Raw genomic sequence first — 17,909 nt, 5'->3', positions numbered from 1 at the left:
CAAAATACGATAACAGCTTCCTTAAAAAAAATAAGATACCTTATTTTTTACGCCGGTCTTTTTTATCAGAAGTACTTCTCTATCGTTAATCCGTAATTGATCAGTAAATTTTCCCTGTCTGTACGGTTTAGTTTATTATAGCTCAGCGCTGCGGTAATAGCCAGCCACGAGCTTAGCTTAATGGAAAGGGAATTATTGCTCTTAATGATGAGATCATTGCCATGTGACAGGGATTGCTGCAGGAACTGGGCGCCCTCCAGCACAATGATCCCTTTAATGGTCCATTTGTAATAGACCCGGAAAGAGTTACGGAATGTATGGTAAATATCCGGGATGGTATCATGCAGGTACAGGTCGCTGGTCTCAAACAGGATCCCGTCACTCAGGTTTACAGTTGCATTAGGTTTGCTGATGATATCATATGCAATGCCGCCGCCGCCCTGGAAACGGTTATTGATCTTCAGGGAATAGCTTTTATCATAACTGGTGAGCCCCCAGTAAAAGAAACGGCGGTCATCCCGGTACAGGTTAAAATTAAGGGAGGCGGTTACATCGTTATTGGTCAGTTGTTTGTCCTGCTGGCCGTACACATAGCCCCCATCAGCGTTCAGCACCACTTTTTTCTTGCTGATCTTAAATGCCAGCGCATTGTTCAGCAGGTAAGAGTTACCGTCATTGGTGCGGTTTATGGAGCCGGTAGAAGCATACTTTACATAGTAATGCGTAGAGTCGCTGAACTGTGCAAAGGCGCTGAGGCGGCATAACAGCAGTAGTAATATAACAGGTATACACTTCATCATCCATTCGTTATGGCCCTATGGGCCGCAATTAACGTGCCTGAAGTGCTTGCTGATCAATGGAATAGATAGGTGCGCCTTATTTAAAGTTCCGTCCTTTGTGAAATACATCCTGCTGTACGGCCGGTTGTTTATGCGAGGGAGGAAAGGGCTTTCTTTCATCCGCACGGGAAAGGGTAAGCACGGCAGGGTCTTCCTGTTTCCTGGCCGTTAGCTGGCGCAACATGCCGGTTAGGTTATGACAGTGTTTCACTACAACATGTATCACCTCGCCTTCGCGCTGCAGCGTGCCTTCTACCATTAATAACCGGGATTGCAGGATCTCTTTCCGGTATTTATCAAACAGGTTTTGAAACACCACCAGGTTGGCGCAGCCCGTTTCATCTTCAATGGTGATGAAACAAACGCCGCTGGCGGTTCCCGGCCGTTGGCGCACTAGCACCAGGCCGGCAACCTTTACGGGCATACCATCACTTAAATTACCCAGATCACTGGCAGATACAATATGCAGCAGCTGCAATTTTTCCCGTACAAAACTAACCGGATGGGATTTCAGGGATAAGGAGGTGGTGGCATAATCCTGTACCACATGTTCTGCGGCAGACATTTCCGGTAATGTTACGGATGTTTCCAGGGCGCTTTCTGATGGCGTGCCGGTAAACAGCGCTATGGGGCGGTCATGCAGTGCGGTTACTTCCCATAAGGCCCGCCTTCTGTCAAGTCCCAGTGAGCGGAAAGCGTCTGCATCCGCCAGCTTTTCCAGGGTGCTGTGTGGCACACCCGCATCCCGCAGGGCGGTAATGGTGTTATAAGGCTTTGTACGGCCGGTTACCAGCGCCTGCACGTCATCTTCCTTTATACCTTTTACCTGGCGGAAACCCAGGCGTAATGCGCAATAGGGGCCTTCTTTTTCTTCCAGGGTATTATCCCAGTAAGAGTGGTTCACATCCACCGGTCTTACTATTACATCATGTTTCCTGGCGTCGCTTACGATCTGCGCCGGTTGATAAAAGCCCATGGGCATACTGTTGAGCAGTGCGCAGGCAAATACATCCGGGTAATGACATTTCAGGTAGGAAGATACATATACCAATAAAGCAAAGCTAACGGCGTGGCTTTCCGGGAAACCATAGCTGCCAAAGCCTTCTATCTGTTTAAAGATGCGTTGGGCAAATTCCAGGGTATAGCCATTAGCGGTCATCCCGTCAATCAGTTTCCGTTCAAAGCCGCTTACCTTACCTACTGCTTTGAAGGTAGCCATGCTGCGCCGCAGCTCATCTGCCTCCGTAGGGGTAAAGTTGGCGGCTACAATAGCGATCTTCATGGCCTGCTCCTGGAATAGGGGTACGCCTAACGTGCGATGCAGGATCTCTTCCAGTGCTTTGGAAGGATAGGTTACCTCTTCCTCGTTATTACGCCGGCGCAAATAAGGATGCACCATATCCCCCTGTATAGGGCCGGGTCTTACAATGGCCACTTCTATCACCAGGTCATAAAACTTCCTTGGCCTTAACCGTGGCAACATAGCCTGTTGCGCGCGGCTTTCTATCTGGAACACGCCTATGGTGTCCGCATGACTGATCATGTCATATACTTTTTCATCCTTCTGCGGGATATTAGCCAGCGTAAAATGCTTGTTATGATGCGCTTTTGCCAGGTCAAAAGCCTTACGGATACAGGTCAGCATACCCAGCGCCAGTACGTCTATCTTCAGGAACCCCAGGGCGTCAATATCATCCTTATTCCATTCAATACAGGTCCGGTCTTCCATACGGGCGTTCATTATGGGACATAGGTCAGACAGTTTACCCTGCGTGATCACAAAACCGCCTGTATGCTGTCCCAGCTGGCGTGGAAAGCCCATCATCTGCCAGGTGAGCTGTAATACTTTCCGTAGCAAGGGATCATTGGGATTTAACCCCTGCTCAAGGATGCGCGGCTCGTCAAACCATTCTTCCGTAAACTCCCAGATGGAGGCGGAGAGGCGGTTAATAGTATCTACAGATAATCCCATCACCTTGCCCACATCGCGGATAGCGCCTTTCTGATGCTGTTGTGTAACGGTAGCCACAATGGCCGCACGGTCACGGCCGTACTTTTTATAGATGTATTGGATCACTTCCTCCCGTCGCTCGTGCTCAAAGTCTACATCAATATCCGGCGGCTCATCGCGCGCGGCGGAGAGAAAGCGTTCAAACAACAGGTCAAACTCTTCCGGGTTTACGGAGGTAATGCCCAGGCAGTAACAAACGGTAGAATTAGCGGCAGAGCCACGGCCCTGGCACAGAATATCCTGCGAGCGGGCAAAGCGTACAATATCATGTACGGTGAGAAAGTACGAAGCGTAGTTCTTCTCTTTAATAAAATCCAGCTCCTTCCGGATGGTATTCTGTGTTTTTTGCGAAATACCATTGGGAAACAGTTCGGCAACTCCCTGCTCCGTGAGGAACTCCAGTTCCTCCTGCGGGCTGCGGCCTTCGCTGGTGATCTCCTGCGGGTATACATATTCCAGGCTATCCAGGGTGAACTGGCAGGCATGGGCGATCTCCTGCGTACGTGCGATGGCATCCGGGTACAGGCGGAATAAACGCAGCATCTCCTCTATGGGTTTCAGGTGTCTTTCCGCATTGGCATGCAGCCGGAAACCGGCGTTATGGATGGTGCATTTCTCGCGTACGCAGGTAAGCACATCCTGTAGCTCGCGCCGCTGGGGATCATGATAATATACATCGTTGGTGGCGGTGAGGGGAATGTTAAAACTGGCAGAGAGTTGCGCCAGTACATACAGCTTTTTAGTGTCATGTCCCTGGTAGGTACGGGTGGCGGCCAGGTAAAGCTGTTCGCCAAAGGCCTTGCGGTATTCCTGTAATGCCTGCGTAAAAGCCGGCTCAAAACCAAAGCTGGCGGTAAGCGCCGGTGGCGGTACCACCACAAATTTGATCCCTTGCGCATGCGCGTATACATCTGCTTTATACAGATGGCATTGCCCTTTCTCCGCCCGCAGATTGCCCACGGTTAACAGGGCAGATAAGCGGCTATAGGCGGCTTTATCCGTAGGGTAGGCCAGCAGGGAGGGGCCATCCAGCAGGTCCAGGCGGCAGGCGGGGATAATACGCACGCCGTTTGTTCTGGCTGCGGCATGGGCACGTACAATGCCGGCTAACGTATTGCGGTCTGTAATAGCGATCCGTTCATAGCCCAGCAGCTGCGCCTGCGCCACCAGCTCCTCCGGGTGAGAGGCGCCCCGCAGGAAGCTGAAATTAGTAGTGACCTGTAATTCTGTGTAGTGCATTGTCCTTATTTCTTTCACGCAAAAAAACCATGGATAAACCAGCAGGGCGGGTTATCCGCATCATAATGCCCTGATCTGAAAAGCCAGTACCGGCGGCCTTCCTGATCTTCTACCGTATAGTAGTCGCGGTGCGGCCCTGCTTCTACCCACCATTCCCGCGCAATACGCTCCGGGCCATCTGCCCGTTTGATATAATGTATCTGTCCTTTGTAGGTGAACAACATAGGCGGGTAATCTGGTATGGGCGCGCTCACGGTTACCGGCTCCGGTTCAGGTAACAGCCGTACCGGGCGGGGAATATCGTTGCGCCATTCTGTGGTGGCTTTCTCCAGCAGGGAGTCTGTTTGTTTAAAAGAGCGTTCCGGCCAGTAACACTGTTCCGGCAGGTAACGGTGAATAACCTGTTCGCCCAGCTTACTGGTAATACGGTCTACCAGCGCCGCCAGCCCTATACTTTCCAGGCTGCAGCCGCCGCTCCAGAGCGATTCCTGCAGGGGCGCCAGGTCTTCTACCTTGGGCGCTTCCAGTATGAACAGCTCTATGCCCAGCGCAGGTCTGATGGTGGGGATCTTATCTTCAAAGAGTTTGAACAGGTGCTGTACGTTATGGGTAGCGCGGTGGGTGCCTATCTCTACCTGTTCCAGCTTACCATCTACCCGGTAGCCTTTAAATACGGCGCTGCGCAATCCTTTGCCTTTTTGTTGCAGCTGATCGCAGAGGGTATCCAGCAGGCGTTTAAGCGCAATCTCTATACCTGTGCGGGTAAGGATAGGCTCCAGGCAGGGCAGGCGTTCCTGGAAGGGCAGGGGAGGCAGCAGGGGCTGTATCACTTCTTCTTCCCAACCGCTGGCCTGGTCTACCCGTAGCAGCAATGCCGCTCCAAAACGGCGGCGTAGTACAGAGCGGGGCATGGTGATAAAACTGCTTACCTGGTAAAGGCCCAGCTTTTGCAGGCGCTCCAGTGTATCCGGCTCCAGGCGCAGGGCAGCGGGCGGGAGGGGGAGCAGGGCGTCGGTTTGCTGGCCGGAGGGGATAATACCCTGCCCTCCATTGCCAAACCGCGCCACTGCCCAGGCTGCGCCAACAGTATCCGCCATAGCAACCCGCACATCATAACCAAAAGCATTCAGCTGGGCCACGATCGCTTCCAGGTAAGGTTTTTCCCCGCCCCAGAGATGCGCGCAGCCGCTTGCATCCAGCACCAGGCCATCCGGTTTATCTACGGCGGCTATGGGCGTATACCTTATGCACCATTTACAGAGCGCTTGCAACAGCTGCTCCGCCAATCCCGGGCGGTCATTAAATACCTGTAGCTGGGGAATAAGGGCCCTGGCGTCTGCTACTACCATGCCTTCGCTTATGCCCTGTGACAGTACGGCCTTGCTGGCCGCCGTGATCACCAGCCGCCCATGATCGGGTGCTGCCAGCACAAAAGCCTGGCCTTGCAGGTCAGGCCGGCGGATGGTGAGCCAATCCGTGAGTAAATGACGGAACCATATGGATACAAAACGTGCGGGCATATTTATCCTATTTTGCGGATCTCCGCCACCGGCGGCGCTATCCTGTGCGGCGTAACGGAAAGGAAACGGCCGGCAGACCATTCCAGCTGCCATACGCCGGGTTGGCCATTACGTACCTTTAGTAAGGCTACCTGCCAGCGGGGAAAACCCACGCCGGGCATACCGTTGCCTGGCTCGCTGGCCAGCGGCGTAATTTTCCAGCGGGCCACACACGCAATAGTGCTGAGGCGGCGCGGTTGATACCGCAGTATAAGACCCGTTACCCTGCTTTGTTCCGCAGCCAGCTGCAGCCGCCGGGATGCGGTGAGGTCTATCTCCTTTATTTCGCCCACTACCGCTGCCAGCCCCTCGCATTTCAGGGCTTCTTCCATCACCCATAATACATCCTTTTCCCGGGCCAGGTCTATAAAAAGTACCTGATCAGGGCTTACGCCAAAAGCTTTTAAAGCCGGGGGAAAAAGCGTACGGGAGGCGCTGATCCAGAGGCAAACATTGCCCTGTTGCATCAATGGCGCCAGCAGGCCGGCAACAAAACCGCCGGTAGCGGCCACGCCTTCTGCTGCATCACTTATAAATTCATGAATGGCCCCTGTAGGAAAGACGGCATTAGGAAAAGCGGTTTCCACCGGCCCCAGGCCAATCTGGACCGCGTTGGCGGCAGGCGGTTTGAACCCCTGCAACAGCAACAGTTCCTTTTGCAATTGAGCAATCATCTCTCTTTTCGTAGCGGGCATGGGTGGGATTGTTTCCTATCGTTATTAACCAATATTTTTAGCAATTATATGCTAAAATTATTAGCTGAACAACCGTTTAACAATAGCATTATCACCATAGGTAGTATAAGTAGATGATTATCATCGCGAAATAAGCGAAATTATCAGGCACAGTTTTTTCAGGCTGTTAACATATTTATCCATTAACGGTGGCGCAACTTTAGAATTACTTCAGAATCTTATAGGATGTTTGTAAATGGCGCCATAGCGGTACCATCTGTCAGCTTATGGAAAGAGAGGAATTGCTTAAAGATATGAGTGCTTACGTGAAAGGGTTATTTACCACTTTTGCCAATCCGCTGCTGCTGTATCATAATCTTGCACATACGCAGCAGGTGGTAAAACATGCAAAGGAAATAGCTGGTCATTGTATGGTGGAGGAAGAGTTGTTGTTTGTACTGCTGACTGCCGCCTGGTTCCATGATACGGGGCATTTATGGGGCGAAATGGCCACGCATGAAGAACGTGGCGTAAAGATCATGCAAGCCTATTGCAGGGATAAAGGGGTGGATGAAGGCGCCATAGAGGTTATTGGACAGGCCATCATGGCTACCAGGATGCCCGTAAAACCGGTCACCCTGGTAGAGATGATCCTCTGTGATGCAGATACCTACCACCTGGGCACACCGGAGTTCCGTAAAATGGATGCGCTGGTATGGCAAGAGCTGGAGCTGCGGCTGCAAACAACCTTTAACAGGAAAAGGCAGTTCACCCTCCGTTTTATAGAGGGACATAATTTTTATACGGCTTATTGCCGCGCTTTGTTAGGTCAGCAGAAGGAGGAAAATATCCGGTTGTTAAAAGCGGGGCTGCCGGCCTGAGGGCGTTTTCAGCCCTTCACCCATTCATCATAACAGGCTTTGGCCATTTTTGCAATGATCCCTTCTTTTTCCGCCGTAGTGCCATGGGCGTCTGATACATATACCGTAATGATCAGGTGCCTGCCATCCGGCAATGTAATAATACCCGCATCATTGGTAGCGCGGGTAAGCCCATCAACCGTGCCGGAAGTACCGGTCTTATGCGCTACGGTGATCCCCTTAGGTAATAATCCTTTTAGCCGTTGCGGCCCTACCGGCGTTTCTGTCATATCTTTTAACAACAATGCTTTACTGGCGGGGGATAACACCTCCTTTGTATAAAAAATACGCAGCAGCCGGGTCATAGCAATGGGCGTGCTCCAGTTGCGGTATTGCACCAGTTCATCTGATACCTGTACCATTTCTGTGGTGGCAATGGCAATATCTTTTATGCCCAGGGCCTCTATGGCTTTTTGCGTGGCCTTTGTGCCGCCTAACAGCCGCAATAATACATCACAGGCGGTGCCATCGCTTTCCGTTACATTATAGCGCAGTACTTCGCGCAGCGGCATGGTAACGCCATCAGGGTGATTGTCACGGATAGGGCTATGGCCGGTGGGGATCAGTTCCGCTTTTGCGATCTGTACCGGCTGGTTTAGCTGCAGCTTCCCTTTATCTACCTGTTGCAGGATAGCCAGGGCAATAGGGAACTTGTACACGCTTTGCATAGGATAATGCTGCTGTGCGTTGAGCTCCGCCGTTTGGCCGGTTTCCAGCAGCAGGGCGCTTACGCCTACCTTACCTTTTATGGTGGCGGCAATTTGTTGCAGACGGGCGTTTAATGATTGCTGTGCGGATACAAACAGCGTGCATAATAAGAGGCCGGGTAGCAAAAAAGATCTTTTCATGTATCGGGTTAAGAATTTGTACGTAATATAGTATGGTAAATTCAGACCCTTATGCAAAGAATGGAATGGTTCAAAAGAAAGTTTCCTGTTATGGAAGATAATGGCGTATTACCTGCCATCATTGAACGCCTCAGCGGCACACCGGCCCGCCTGGAAGAGATCTTCCGTTCTGCGGATCCTGCATTGTTGATCGCAAAGCGCGGTGATAAATGGAGCGTGCAGGAAGAAGCAGGCCATCTGGCAGATATGGAGCCGCTATGGCTGGGCCGTTTAGATGATTTTCTGCAGCAGGCTACGGAGCTGCGGGCAGCAGATCTCACGAATCAAATCACTCATAACGCCAATCATAATGTCACTCCGGCGACAACATTGTTGCAACGGTTCCGGGAACAGCGGTTACTGCTGGTACAAAAACTGGCAAGCCTTACGGATGCGCAATTATTGAATACGGCGTTACATCCCCGGTTAAAAACGCCTATGCGGGTAATTGATCATGCCTATTTTGTAGCGGAGCATGATGATCATCATCTGGCGGGGATCAGGGAAGGGTTAAGTGGGTAGTACATTGCGTAAAAGTTTTATTAACAAGTGGCGGGATGCAGTTTCTATACCTAAAAAGACCATAATGATAAGAATGTTTTTGTTGACCATCTGTATGGTGATCAGCCAGGCAGCTTTTTCCCAGAGGACCACCGATGGCATCTTCCTGTTTAAAAGCTGGTTCTTTATGGAGCATGTCAACGCGAATTATCGCACGCAAAATGTTTTTCCATCTAAAGACGCCTCCCTGTTCGCATCCTATCAGAAAAATATGTTTATAAAATGCGATACCCTCAGATCGCAAGGATTTGAGGAAGAATATGTGTTTTTATCAGTTCCTGGTATTGAGAATAAGAAAAGCTGGAGTGATAGTACAATTGTCTATGGCAAAACGCGGGAGACTGATTATATGCTTACACCTACGGGCAATTGTGAGGGATATGTGTTATGTGTGAATACAGATAATGGCAAAAGCTACCGTTTAAGAGGCTTTCTAGGGAATGACTTTATGAGCTTGTTGCGCGATGTAAGAAAGGAATACGAGGAAGCTGAGCACAAACCTTTGTCTGCCAGGGCCTTTTTAAAGAACCATGGCGTCGAGAGCCTGGATCTTTATTGTATTTATCATGGGTTAAAACGTGGAAAAGATGATACTGACGTATACCCCTGTTTGAAAAGATGTTCCTATTATACTGTTATTATACATTGATATTAAGCGGCACAATGGCTAAAAAGAGGCGGATCAAATACGATCCGCCCCATAAAACAGTTATTATACAGACTGCGTTTCCGTAATAGCACTGCTCATCCCATAAATTCCTTATTTTCATCCCCAAAAAACAACGATGATCCTGCGCCGTATAGTAACCCTCTGCACCTGTCTGTTTTTTGCTGCCCAAGCCGCTGGCCAGTCTTTGCCCGTGGTAGATGTGTCTATGAGCCTGCTCAACTGGACCAAACACCTCAACACAGATGTGGATAAATATTACACCCGTGAAAAAGGAGAGGAGCTGACCCGTAATTTCGAAGCCCTCCGGCGGGACCTTGCCATTTATATGAATTCCAGGAAACGTCTTTCCGATAGTATTTTCCGTAAGAATATAGCCCCCGGCAAAAAAGACGCGGATAACCTGGAGCTGCTAAAAACGCAGATGGGCGAAGTAATAAGGCAGATGCGCAGTGTTACGGACCTCACCAATAACGAGTTACGGGCAGAAGGCGACCGCCTGAACGACCAGATCTACAACGTACTGAACAGCGAGGGCGCCCAGTACCTTTCTTACCTGGAGGCTTTCCTGGCCGGACTGGAAGTAAGTAAGAAGGATATGGCCCTGGATGGTAGTGTGGCATACGACCGCCTGGGACAGGCCATTAGCCTGCTGGCCACCACCCAGGATAAGATCAGCCGAAAGATGAAATGAAATGTTAATATTTGACGGGCACTTGTTTATATTTTTAGACTGCCCTAGATTGAGGCGAAATGGGAATCCCTCGTTTCTTAAAAAAGATAGCCGTCTTACCGGTATTGCTCCTGTGTTGCCTGACTGTCTGCGCACAGGTGCGGATTTCCGGCACCGTATATGACCGGACAGCCAAAATAGGCATATCCGGCGTAAGCGTATTAAACAGCGCCGGTGGCGGTACGGTCACGGATTCCGCCGGACGGTACACCATTCAGCTGGGGACTAAGGATTCCCTGAGCTTTTCCTACCAGGGAAAGGCCACCCAGAAATTTCCTGTAAAAGAGATCAATGCCCGCCGCGCTTATGATGTAAGCTTGCATGTGGATGTGCATACCTTACCTACGGTAACGGTATCCGCGCCACCCCTCAGCTACTCTTTTGACTCCCTGCAGCACCGTAATGAATACCGGAAATACTTCGATCTTGCGCCGGAGTACCTGATGTCCGGTAATGGCGGCGCCGGCGTAAACCTGGACGCGCTTTTCAGCCTGCGGAAGATCAAACGGATGGAAGTATTCCGCGGGCGGCTGGAACGTTATGAGCAGGAGAAGTATGTAGATCACCGCTTTAATAAGGACCTGGTGCAAAAGATCACCGGCCTGGAATCGCCCGCGCTGGATGCCTTTATGCGCATGTACCGGCCCAATTATATGATGCTGCAACATTTTGAGAACGAATACGCCTACTATCAATATATAAAGGACGCCGGCAGGTATTTTGCCGAGCAGTGGAATATTGAACATCCGCGGCGCTAGAATTAATGTGCTGATGTGCTAATGTGCTAATGTGGGGCCATCCGCTTTATCATCAGCACATTAGCATATTAGCACATTGACACATTAACTTCACTTACCTATAGGTAACCGCCTCCCGGCATGCCATGCAGGAATTACCTGTTACCTTTGCTTCCATTAATAAAGACAGTGAATATGATGGAAATAGGAATAGATAGTTTCGCCGCCCGGTTTGATGAAAACGCCAGCACTACTTTACAGGATAAAGACGCTATGGCCCAGTTACTGGAAAGAATGGAGCATGCAGACCGCTCCGGGCTGGATGTATTTGGCATTGGAGAGCACCACCGCAAGGGCTTCCTGGATTCTGCCCCTACTATGATACTGGCCGCTGCGGCCGCCCGCACCAAACAGATAAAACTTACCAGCGCCGTAACAGTGCTGAGCGCTATAGACCCGGTAAGGGCCTTCCAGCATTTTGCCACCCTGGACCTTATTTCCCAGGGCCGGGCAGAGATGGTGGTGGGCCGTGGCTCCTTTGTGGACGCCTTCCCTTTATTTGGTTACAACGTAAATGATTACGACGCCCTTTTTGAAGAAAAGCTGAAGCTTTTACTAAAGATCCGCGATAATGAGTTTGTGACCTGGTCCGGCAAGTTCCGGCCGGCTCTCCGGGACCAGCCGGTATATCCAAGACCTTTGCAGCCCTCCCTGCCTATATGGGTAGGCGTAGGCGGCACCCCGGAATCGTTTGTGCGCGCGGGCATACTGGGGCTGCCATTGATGGTAGCTATTATTGGCGGCGAAACGCACCGTTTCCGCCCGTTGGTAGACCTGTACCGCGAGGCCGGCAGAAAGGCCGGGCATGCGCCGGAAAAGCTCACGGTAGGCCTGCACTCCCTGGGATATATTGCCAATACCCACGAAGAGGCAGTCGAAGAGTTTTACCCCGGTTATGCCACCGCCATGACCAATGTAGGCAAAGAGCGGGGCTGGCCGCCCATGACCCGCGCCCGTTTTGATTCCCAGATGGGGCCCGGCGGCGCCCTGCTGATAGGTGGGGTAGAGGAGATCGCGGAAAAGATCCTGCGCCATGCAGAAGCGCTGGGTGGTATTTCCCGGCTTACTTTCCAGATGGATACGGCCTCCCTCTCGCATGAGAAGCTGATGCGATCCATTGAGCTGATAGGGACAAAACTGAAGCCATTAGTAAATAAATAAGATCATATACCACTCACCCGCGGCCTGCTTAACTTTTCCTCGCAAAGACAGGCAACTAAATATGCAATATACCCGTATAACGTTGTGAATGTTTACGGTAAAAGCATATTTAATGAGCAACGAACTGTTAAAAGCGAGCCACCCTTTCACCTATGCCGGGAACAATGACCAACAGCTGCCAACCGCTATCAGGGCGGCGCCTGCCGGTCTTATTACCGCTATCAGGTGCTCGCCGCTCGCCAGGCCTCATAATATAATCCTCAAACGTCTTTTTGATATCACCATATCCCTGCTGGTCATCGTATGCCTGCTTTCATGGCTATTGCCCATTCTGGCCCTGCTCATCAAACTGGATTCCCGGGGACCGGTATTCTTTCTCCAACAGCGCAATAAACAGAAAGGCGGCCGCTTTGCCTGCATTAAGCTACGTACCATGGTGGTGAACCCGGAGGCGGATACCATGACGGCCACTTTTAATGATAAACGCATCACCGCATTGGGCAATTTTCTGCGGATCAGCCACCTGGATGAGCTGCCCCAGTTCCTGAACGTGCTTTGGGGAGATATGTCTGTGATAGGCCCCCGGCCGCATATGGTGGCAGAGAACATCAAATACAATATATTATTCAATTACTATAACGACCGGCATTTTGTAAAACCAGGCATTACCGGCCTGGCGCAATCCCTGGGGTATTACGGGCCTGCTGCCCGCCTGCAGGAGATAGAACAGAAGCTGAAATTTGATCTGTATTATATCAATCACTGGTCATTAGGCATGGATATTAAGATCATGATGAAGACCATTGTGATGATCTACAATAAAAAAAGCTAATTATTTAAACGTTGAAATACCTGGTATCAGCCATCCTGCGTATCCTGGATCAGCAAGAGAAGGTCCGGCTGTGCAAGCTTATTGCATGGGCCTTTGTTATAAGCGTGCTGGATATCCTGTTCCTGGGCGGGCTGTTACTGGTGATCAATTTCTATACAAAAAAGGCGGCGCCTGATTACCCGCTGCTACTCCGGCTTTTTACTGATAACAACCCCCTGCTGCTGCTCCTGGTTTTCTTTCTGCTGTTTAGCGTGAAGAACTGGCTGGGCTACCGGATCTCTGCCTGGCAGCATACCTTTTTTCACCAGGTAGCTTCCCGCTTATCCCGCCGCAATCTCTGGAATTATATGCGGGATGATTATACCCATTTTATACATACGGATTCTTCTGTGCTGATCCGTAAGATCAGCCAGCAGCCTATTGAGTTCAGCACCTATATACTCACCAATGTGCAGCAGGTGGTATCCCAGCTAATGCTGATCGCCTGTACCATTACGGCTATCCTGTTCTATCACCCGGTATTGTTCCTGTTGCTGTTTGCGTTGTTATTACTGCCGGTGGTGCTGCTGGGAGGCCTGATCCGGAAACAGCTAAGGCAGGTGCGCGCCAGTAATAAACGTACCAGCGAAAAGACCATCCAGTACCTGCAAGAATCCTTATCTGGTTTTATAGAAAGTAATATCTATAACAAACATCCTTTTTTTATAGACCGTTATGCTACTTACCAGCAGCGGCTGAACCATAATATTGGCATACAACATAGTTTGCAGGAGCTGCCCGCGCGGTTGATAGAAGTATTTGCCATATTGGGGTTCCTGATCCTGGTGGCTATCCATCAATGGATGGTGAATACGCCGTACATTGATCTGTTATCTATAGGTGTATTTGTGGCCGGTGCTTATAAGATCATTCCTGGTATTGTGAAGATCCTGAACAGCACTGGCCAGATAAAGACGTACGCGTTTGTGCTGGACGATCTTTTGCCGGCATTCCATATGTCACAGGCAGCACATCAGCACATTGACACATCAGCACATGAGCATATCCGCTCCCTGCGCTTTGATAATGTCTCCTTCCGGTATGACCGCCACCGGATCCTGCATAACTGCAGCTTTACGTTAGCCCCTGGCGATTTTGCCGGCATTTCAGGCCGCTCCGGCAGGGGTAAGACCACCCTCATTCATTTAATATTGGGCTTTTTGGAACAGCAGCAGGGCGCTATCTGCATAAACGATGCTATTACCGGCGCAGCCGCACGGCAGCAGTACTGGCCCCGTATCTCTTATGTAAAACAGCAGCCTTTTTTTATCAATGATTCCGTACTCAGGAACGTGGTGCTTACAGACGGGGCCTATGATCTTCACCGGTTGCAAACAGCGCTCTCTTTATGTGGCATAGATAAAATGCTGCACCAGTACCCGGAAGGGCTGGATAAACAGATCACAGAGAACGGCAAAAATATCAGCGGTGGCCAGCGTCAGCGTATTGCCCTGGCCAGGGCTTTGTACCATGATTTTGACCTGCTGATACTCGATGAGCCCTTCAGCGAAATGGACGAAGCGGCAGAAAGCGTTATCCTTACCCAACTGGCCCATCTGGCGCAGGAAGGCAAGATGATCCTGTTTATTACGCATAACAAAGCCAGCCTGGCTTACTGTAACAAAACGATACTACTGGACAATGAGCAATACGCGTAAAACCCTGGTGATCATCAGTCCCGGTTTTCCGGCAGATGAGGCGGACAGCACCTGTATCCCGCCACAGCAGGTATTTGTAAAGGCCTTGAAGGAAGTGAGCCCGGAACTGCATGTGATTGTGTTAACGCTGCAATACCCTTTCTTTTCCCGCACCTACGATTGGCATGGCGTACAGGTGATTTCCTTTGGTACGGAGAAAAGCAGCAGGCCTTACCGGGCGCTGGTAATGCTGCGCGTGTGGCGCCGCCTCCGGCAGATCAGGAGAAAACACAAGGTGGCAGGCCTGCTTAGCTTTTGGCTGGATAAGAGCGCCTTTGTAGCGGAGATCTTTGCCAAAAGACATGGCCTGCAGCATTACTGCTGGTTATTAGGACAGGATGCTAAAGCCGGTAACCGCTTCTTTCATCGCATCAAACCGGATGGCGCATCGCTGGTGGCTATCTCTGACTTTGTAGCCCGCAACCTGCATGGTAACTATGGGGTATTACCGCAGCATGTGATCCCCGTAGGCGTAAATACAGCCTTGTTTGATGCGGCGGCAGTCGAAAAGGATATTGATATACTGGGAGCGGGATCGCTGATCCCTTTAAAACAATATCATATTTTCCTGGAGCTGATAAAGGCCCTGCGGGATAGCCACCCGCATCTCAGAACTGTTATATGTGGGGACGGGCCGGAAATGGAACACCTGCGCGCTAAAGTAAAGGAGCTGGGTATAACGGATAATGTATCGTTAATAGGCGAGCGCCCCCATGCGGATGTATTGCGCCTGATGCAGCAGGCAAAGATCTTTCTGCACCCATCCAACTACGAAGGTTTCTCCACCGTTTGCCTGGAAGCTTTATGCGCGGGCGCCAGGGTGCTAAGTTTTATACGCCCCATGGAAGCTAATATCCCCAACTGGAGCATTGCCACTGACCAGGCGCATATGCAGGCCCTCTTAAAAGACATGCTGCGGCAGCAGCCAACTGCCTATCCTTCCTTTGTACCTTACCGGGTGCAGGATACTGCCCGCGCTATTATCCGCCTGTTTGACCCGGGAATGCTTCCCCATTTATAATTATTTAACCAGCCCCCCTGCGATCTCCTGCATCCGCCGGGCAATGGCCTGGAAGGAAAGATGGGTGCGGAAAAAATCCAGGCATAACTGCTTTTTAGCCGCGCTATCCAATGAGATGGTTTGTTGCAGAACCTGTAATAAAGCCTCCTCATTCCCTGCTTCATACAAAAAGCCGCAACGGCCATGATCCGTCATCATCCGGAAAGAGGGGATATTGGTCACTATGGGTATACAACCGCAGGACATGGCCTCACAGATAGCCGTACCGCTGCCTTCGTAATAAGAGCCGGAAATAATATAGTCCGCACTGTTATACCAGTATAACAACGCATCATGCGGTACCTGCCCTGTAAGCACAATGGCATGTTGCTGCGGATGGTTGTGCAGCAGCTGTTGGATCTCGCCTAACAACTCTGTAGTATGGTAGATCATATACAGCTTTGCCGCCGGCTGATGGGCGGCAAATTGCAGAAAGGCCCGTACTACATTCAAGGGGTCTTTATTATCATTTAAACGGCCCACCCAGAGGTATACCGGTGCTCCGCCGGCTTTTGTCCGGGTTAGGGCCGCTGTTTTATCTATCGGGTAAAATACGGAGGAGAGCTCCATTACCTCGTTGATCTTATCCGGGTTGCCCAGGTTGCCCCTGCGGATCCAATCCAGCCCCATTTCCCGGGAGGCAAACAGGTAAGCGTCTACCGCGTTATCTGCGCGGCGCTGCAGGTATTTCTTAAGGCCGGTATACGGCTGCTCCGCATGGTGCTGGATAATGATCTTTACCTTATCGCCCAGGTAACGGCGCAGCTGCATTACCTGCAGGGGATAATACAGGCTATGGATGACCACTACATCCGGCAACTGCTCCTTTATAAAACGGTGCAGCTGTTTGGGAAAGAATTTCTGGGCGGATGGCAGCCGCAGGAAATGATACTGTGCGCCATTTTTCATATGTACGCCTTCGTAGTTGATCTGTTCCACGCAAACTACTTCATGTTCCCTGCTTAAAGCCGCGTGTATACCGGCATAGGCGCGTATGCGGTGTAACCAGGCCTCCGGCTCGTTAAAATCTGGTATGGTGATATAACTGGCGAATACAAACTTCATGGCTCATCTGCGGTAAATGGGAAGGGGGCTTCCGGGTAATAGTGCCGTATGTTCCTGATCAGCGCCGGTACATCCGCCTGTACATATTTACGGGCGCCGTTAATATGTATCCTGCTAAAGCCGGCCAGGTCCATGGTGTTCAATTGCGGCAGCAGGCTTTCATCAAACAGGCGTATGTTGCCCTGGTGCACCACCAGTAACAGGTCTTCCGGTCCGTTGGCGAAAAAAGAGGCTATGCCGCTTTCCGGGTCTTTGCGTTTGCTCACTACCAGGTCTGCCTTATAGCCCGGTTGTATACGGTCGTTCTGTGTTCTCCATATGGCGGCGGGGTTGGCGTTAAGGGTCTGGTACAGTTCCATATCTGCCAGCAGCCCGGTGGCGCGCGCGGTACGGATATGCTCCCATATATCCCAGTGGCTGGTAAGGGTTGAGTCAGTGCCAAAAAGCACCCGGGTATGTTTCTGCAGCTGATCTACCGGGGCGGTTTCATCCAGCAGGAAATAGTTGGATTGCGGGCACCATACAATGGCCTCAAATTTACGGGCCTGGGCTTCAGACATGGCTACGGCATGTACGCCGATGAGCGGTTTGCCCAGCAGGTTCCAGCGGGTAAGCTGGTCTATCTCCTGGCTGGCGGCTTCATTGGTGCCCTCGCCTACATGTATCACTACCGGGCGGCCCAGTTTTGCCGGGTTATTGAGCTTTAGCTTCCACTGCTGCTCAAACTGTATGGAGTGCAGGCAATGATAGTGCTCGTTAATACTGATCAGCCGCTCCTGCAGTGTTACCGGCGCGCCGTGGTTCACCACCGTGGTAACGCCGCATACCAGGTTTTTGAGTACGCCCCATTGTTCCCGCAGGACTAACGGTACTTTCAGCACCCGGGCTATCTCTTCTTTATGATGTGTATGGATATGTTTGCCCCATTCTGTATAACTGCGGTAAAACTGGCTGCCCAGCTGGGGAAACAGGTTAAAGTCCAGGTGGTCATGGGAATTGATCAGGCCCGGAAATACCAGCGCATCCTCAAAATGAAGGCGTAGGGGCCCGGTAACACCCGGCAGTATGGGCGCAGCAGATACGGCGGATATGGTGCCGCTGCTGATGCGCACATTCACCGGCTCCCCCCGGCCTTTATCTGCTGGTATAAGTTGTTGCAGGATCATGA

Annotated in this window: 16 protein-coding genes; 9 read left to right on the top strand and 7 right to left on the bottom strand. The window is 51.0% G+C overall.

Going from position 1 to position 17,909, the window contains the following annotated elements:
* Window positions 1–65: 65 nt before the first annotated feature.
* From F0L74_RS22780 to F0L74_RS22765, 4 genes are all read right to left on the bottom strand, one after another.
* On the bottom strand, window positions 66–800 hold the full coding sequence (locus F0L74_RS22780) for a DUF481 domain-containing protein (RefSeq protein WP_246197791.1): 735 nt from the start codon (window positions 798–800) through the stop codon (window positions 66–68).
* Window positions 801–876: 76 nt separating this feature from the next.
* The gene (locus F0L74_RS22775) at window positions 877–4,089 is read right to left on the bottom strand and encodes an error-prone DNA polymerase (RefSeq protein WP_149840218.1); all 3,213 of its coding nucleotides are present in this window, start codon (window positions 4,087–4,089) and stop codon (window positions 877–879) included.
* Window positions 4,090–4,103: 14 nt separating this feature from the next.
* The gene (locus tag F0L74_RS22770; RefSeq protein WP_149840217.1) at window positions 4,104–5,609 is read right to left on the bottom strand and encodes a Y-family DNA polymerase; all 1,506 of its coding nucleotides are present in this window, start codon (window positions 5,607–5,609) and stop codon (window positions 4,104–4,106) included.
* Window positions 5,610–5,611: 2 nt separating this feature from the next.
* Window positions 5,612–6,343 (bottom strand): ImuA family protein, encoded by a 732-nt coding sequence (locus tag F0L74_RS22765; RefSeq protein WP_149840216.1) that lies wholly within the window; start codon window positions 6,341–6,343, stop codon window positions 5,612–5,614.
* 266 nt (window positions 6,344–6,609) lie between these two features.
* On the opposite strand from F0L74_RS22765, the gene F0L74_RS22760 reads away from it, so the two are divergent.
* Window positions 6,610–7,203, top strand: coding sequence for an HD domain-containing protein (locus F0L74_RS22760; protein WP_149840215.1), 594 nt, complete (start codon window positions 6,610–6,612; stop codon window positions 7,201–7,203).
* 8 nt (window positions 7,204–7,211) lie between these two features.
* Here F0L74_RS22760 and bla read toward each other — a convergent pair whose 3' ends face one another.
* The gene (gene bla / locus F0L74_RS22755; RefSeq protein WP_149840214.1) at window positions 7,212–8,090 is read right to left on the bottom strand and encodes a class A beta-lactamase; all 879 of its coding nucleotides are present in this window, start codon (window positions 8,088–8,090) and stop codon (window positions 7,212–7,214) included.
* Between the two features lie 51 nt (window positions 8,091–8,141).
* Here bla and F0L74_RS22750 point away from each other — a divergent pair, with 51 nt between their 5' ends.
* The 8 genes from F0L74_RS22750 to F0L74_RS22715 all read left to right on the top strand — a co-directional run bounded on the left by F0L74_RS22750 (window position 8,142) and on the right by F0L74_RS22715 (window position 15,637).
* The gene (locus F0L74_RS22750; protein WP_149840213.1) at window positions 8,142–8,651 is read left to right on the top strand and encodes a DinB family protein; all 510 of its coding nucleotides are present in this window, start codon (window positions 8,142–8,144) and stop codon (window positions 8,649–8,651) included.
* A 64-nt stretch (window positions 8,652–8,715) separates the two neighbouring features.
* Window positions 8,716–9,339, top strand: a complete 624-nt coding sequence (locus F0L74_RS22745) for a hypothetical protein (RefSeq protein WP_149840212.1) — start codon at window positions 8,716–8,718, stop codon at window positions 9,337–9,339.
* Window positions 9,340–9,475: 136 nt separating this feature from the next.
* Window positions 9,476–10,051: a hypothetical protein gene (locus F0L74_RS22740; RefSeq protein WP_149840211.1), complete on the top strand. Its 576-nt coding sequence runs from the start codon at window positions 9,476–9,478 to the stop codon at window positions 10,049–10,051.
* A 59-nt stretch (window positions 10,052–10,110) separates the two neighbouring features.
* On the top strand, window positions 10,111–10,848 hold the full coding sequence (locus F0L74_RS22735; RefSeq protein WP_149840210.1) for a carboxypeptidase-like regulatory domain-containing protein: 738 nt from the start codon (window positions 10,111–10,113) through the stop codon (window positions 10,846–10,848).
* 174 nt (window positions 10,849–11,022) lie between these two features.
* A complete protein-coding gene (locus F0L74_RS22730) occupies window positions 11,023–12,048 on the top strand; it encodes an LLM class flavin-dependent oxidoreductase (RefSeq protein WP_246197790.1) in 1,026 nt (341 codons plus the stop codon).
* A gap of 112 nt (window positions 12,049–12,160) precedes the next feature.
* A complete protein-coding gene (locus F0L74_RS22725; protein WP_188316120.1) occupies window positions 12,161–12,880 on the top strand; it encodes a sugar transferase in 720 nt (239 codons plus the stop codon).
* An 11-nt stretch (window positions 12,881–12,891) separates the two neighbouring features.
* A complete protein-coding gene (locus F0L74_RS22720; RefSeq protein ID WP_149840208.1) occupies window positions 12,892–14,577 on the top strand; it encodes an ATP-binding cassette domain-containing protein in 1,686 nt (561 codons plus the stop codon).
* On the top strand, window positions 14,561–15,637 hold the full coding sequence (locus tag F0L74_RS22715) for a glycosyltransferase (protein WP_149840207.1): 1,077 nt from the start codon (window positions 14,561–14,563) through the stop codon (window positions 15,635–15,637). Before F0L74_RS22720 ends, F0L74_RS22715 begins: the two co-directional genes overlap by 17 nt.
* Here the strand turns inward: F0L74_RS22715 and F0L74_RS22710 are convergent, their stop codons facing one another.
* On the bottom strand, window positions 15,638–16,741 hold the full coding sequence (locus F0L74_RS22710) for a glycosyltransferase family 4 protein (protein WP_149840206.1): 1,104 nt from the start codon (window positions 16,739–16,741) through the stop codon (window positions 15,638–15,640).
* Window positions 16,738–17,907: an amidohydrolase family protein gene (locus tag F0L74_RS22705; RefSeq protein WP_149840205.1), complete on the bottom strand. Its 1,170-nt coding sequence runs from the start codon at window positions 17,905–17,907 to the stop codon at window positions 16,738–16,740. Before F0L74_RS22705 ends, F0L74_RS22710 begins: the two co-directional genes overlap by 4 nt.
* Window positions 17,908–17,909: the final 2 nt, after the last annotated feature.

The sequence above is a fragment of the Chitinophaga agrisoli genome (genome assembly GCF_008386695.1).
Classification (GTDB): domain Bacteria; phylum Bacteroidota; class Bacteroidia; order Chitinophagales; family Chitinophagaceae; genus Chitinophaga; species Chitinophaga agrisoli.
The sequence above is the reverse complement of the archived record's forward strand: the minus strand, read 5'-3'. Positions and strand labels throughout refer to the sequence as shown.

Coding starts and splice junctions, on each gene's coding strand:
- F0L74_RS22780 (WP_246197791.1), bottom strand. CDS start 800: ATGATGAAGTGTATACCTGTTATATTACTACTGCTGTTATGCCGCCTC.
- F0L74_RS22775 (WP_149840218.1), bottom strand. CDS start 4,089: ATGCACTACACAGAATTACAGGTCACTACTAATTTCAGCTTCCTGCGG.
- F0L74_RS22770 (WP_149840217.1), bottom strand. CDS start 5,609: ATGCCCGCACGTTTTGTATCCATATGGTTCCGTCATTTACTCACGGAT.
- F0L74_RS22765 (WP_149840216.1), bottom strand. CDS start 6,343: ATGCCCGCTACGAAAAGAGAGATGATTGCTCAATTGCAAAAGGAACTG.
- F0L74_RS22760 (WP_149840215.1), top strand. CDS start 6,610: ATGGAAAGAGAGGAATTGCTTAAAGATATGAGTGCTTACGTGAAAGGG.
- bla (WP_149840214.1), bottom strand. CDS start 8,090: ATGAAAAGATCTTTTTTGCTACCCGGCCTCTTATTATGCACGCTGTTT.
- F0L74_RS22750 (WP_149840213.1), top strand. CDS start 8,142: ATGCAAAGAATGGAATGGTTCAAAAGAAAGTTTCCTGTTATGGAAGAT.
- F0L74_RS22745 (WP_149840212.1), top strand. CDS start 8,716: ATGATAAGAATGTTTTTGTTGACCATCTGTATGGTGATCAGCCAGGCA.
- F0L74_RS22740 (WP_149840211.1), top strand. CDS start 9,476: ATGATCCTGCGCCGTATAGTAACCCTCTGCACCTGTCTGTTTTTTGCT.
- F0L74_RS22735 (WP_149840210.1), top strand. CDS start 10,111: ATGGGAATCCCTCGTTTCTTAAAAAAGATAGCCGTCTTACCGGTATTG.
- F0L74_RS22730 (WP_246197790.1), top strand. CDS start 11,023: ATGATGGAAATAGGAATAGATAGTTTCGCCGCCCGGTTTGATGAAAAC.
- F0L74_RS22725 (WP_188316120.1), top strand. CDS start 12,161: ATGAGCAACGAACTGTTAAAAGCGAGCCACCCTTTCACCTATGCCGGG.
- F0L74_RS22715 (WP_149840207.1), top strand. CDS start 14,561: ATGAGCAATACGCGTAAAACCCTGGTGATCATCAGTCCCGGTTTTCCG.
- F0L74_RS22710 (WP_149840206.1), bottom strand. CDS start 16,741: ATGAAGTTTGTATTCGCCAGTTATATCACCATACCAGATTTTAACGAG.
- F0L74_RS22705 (WP_149840205.1), bottom strand. CDS start 17,907: ATGATCCTGCAACAACTTATACCAGCAGATAAAGGCCGGGGGGAGCCG.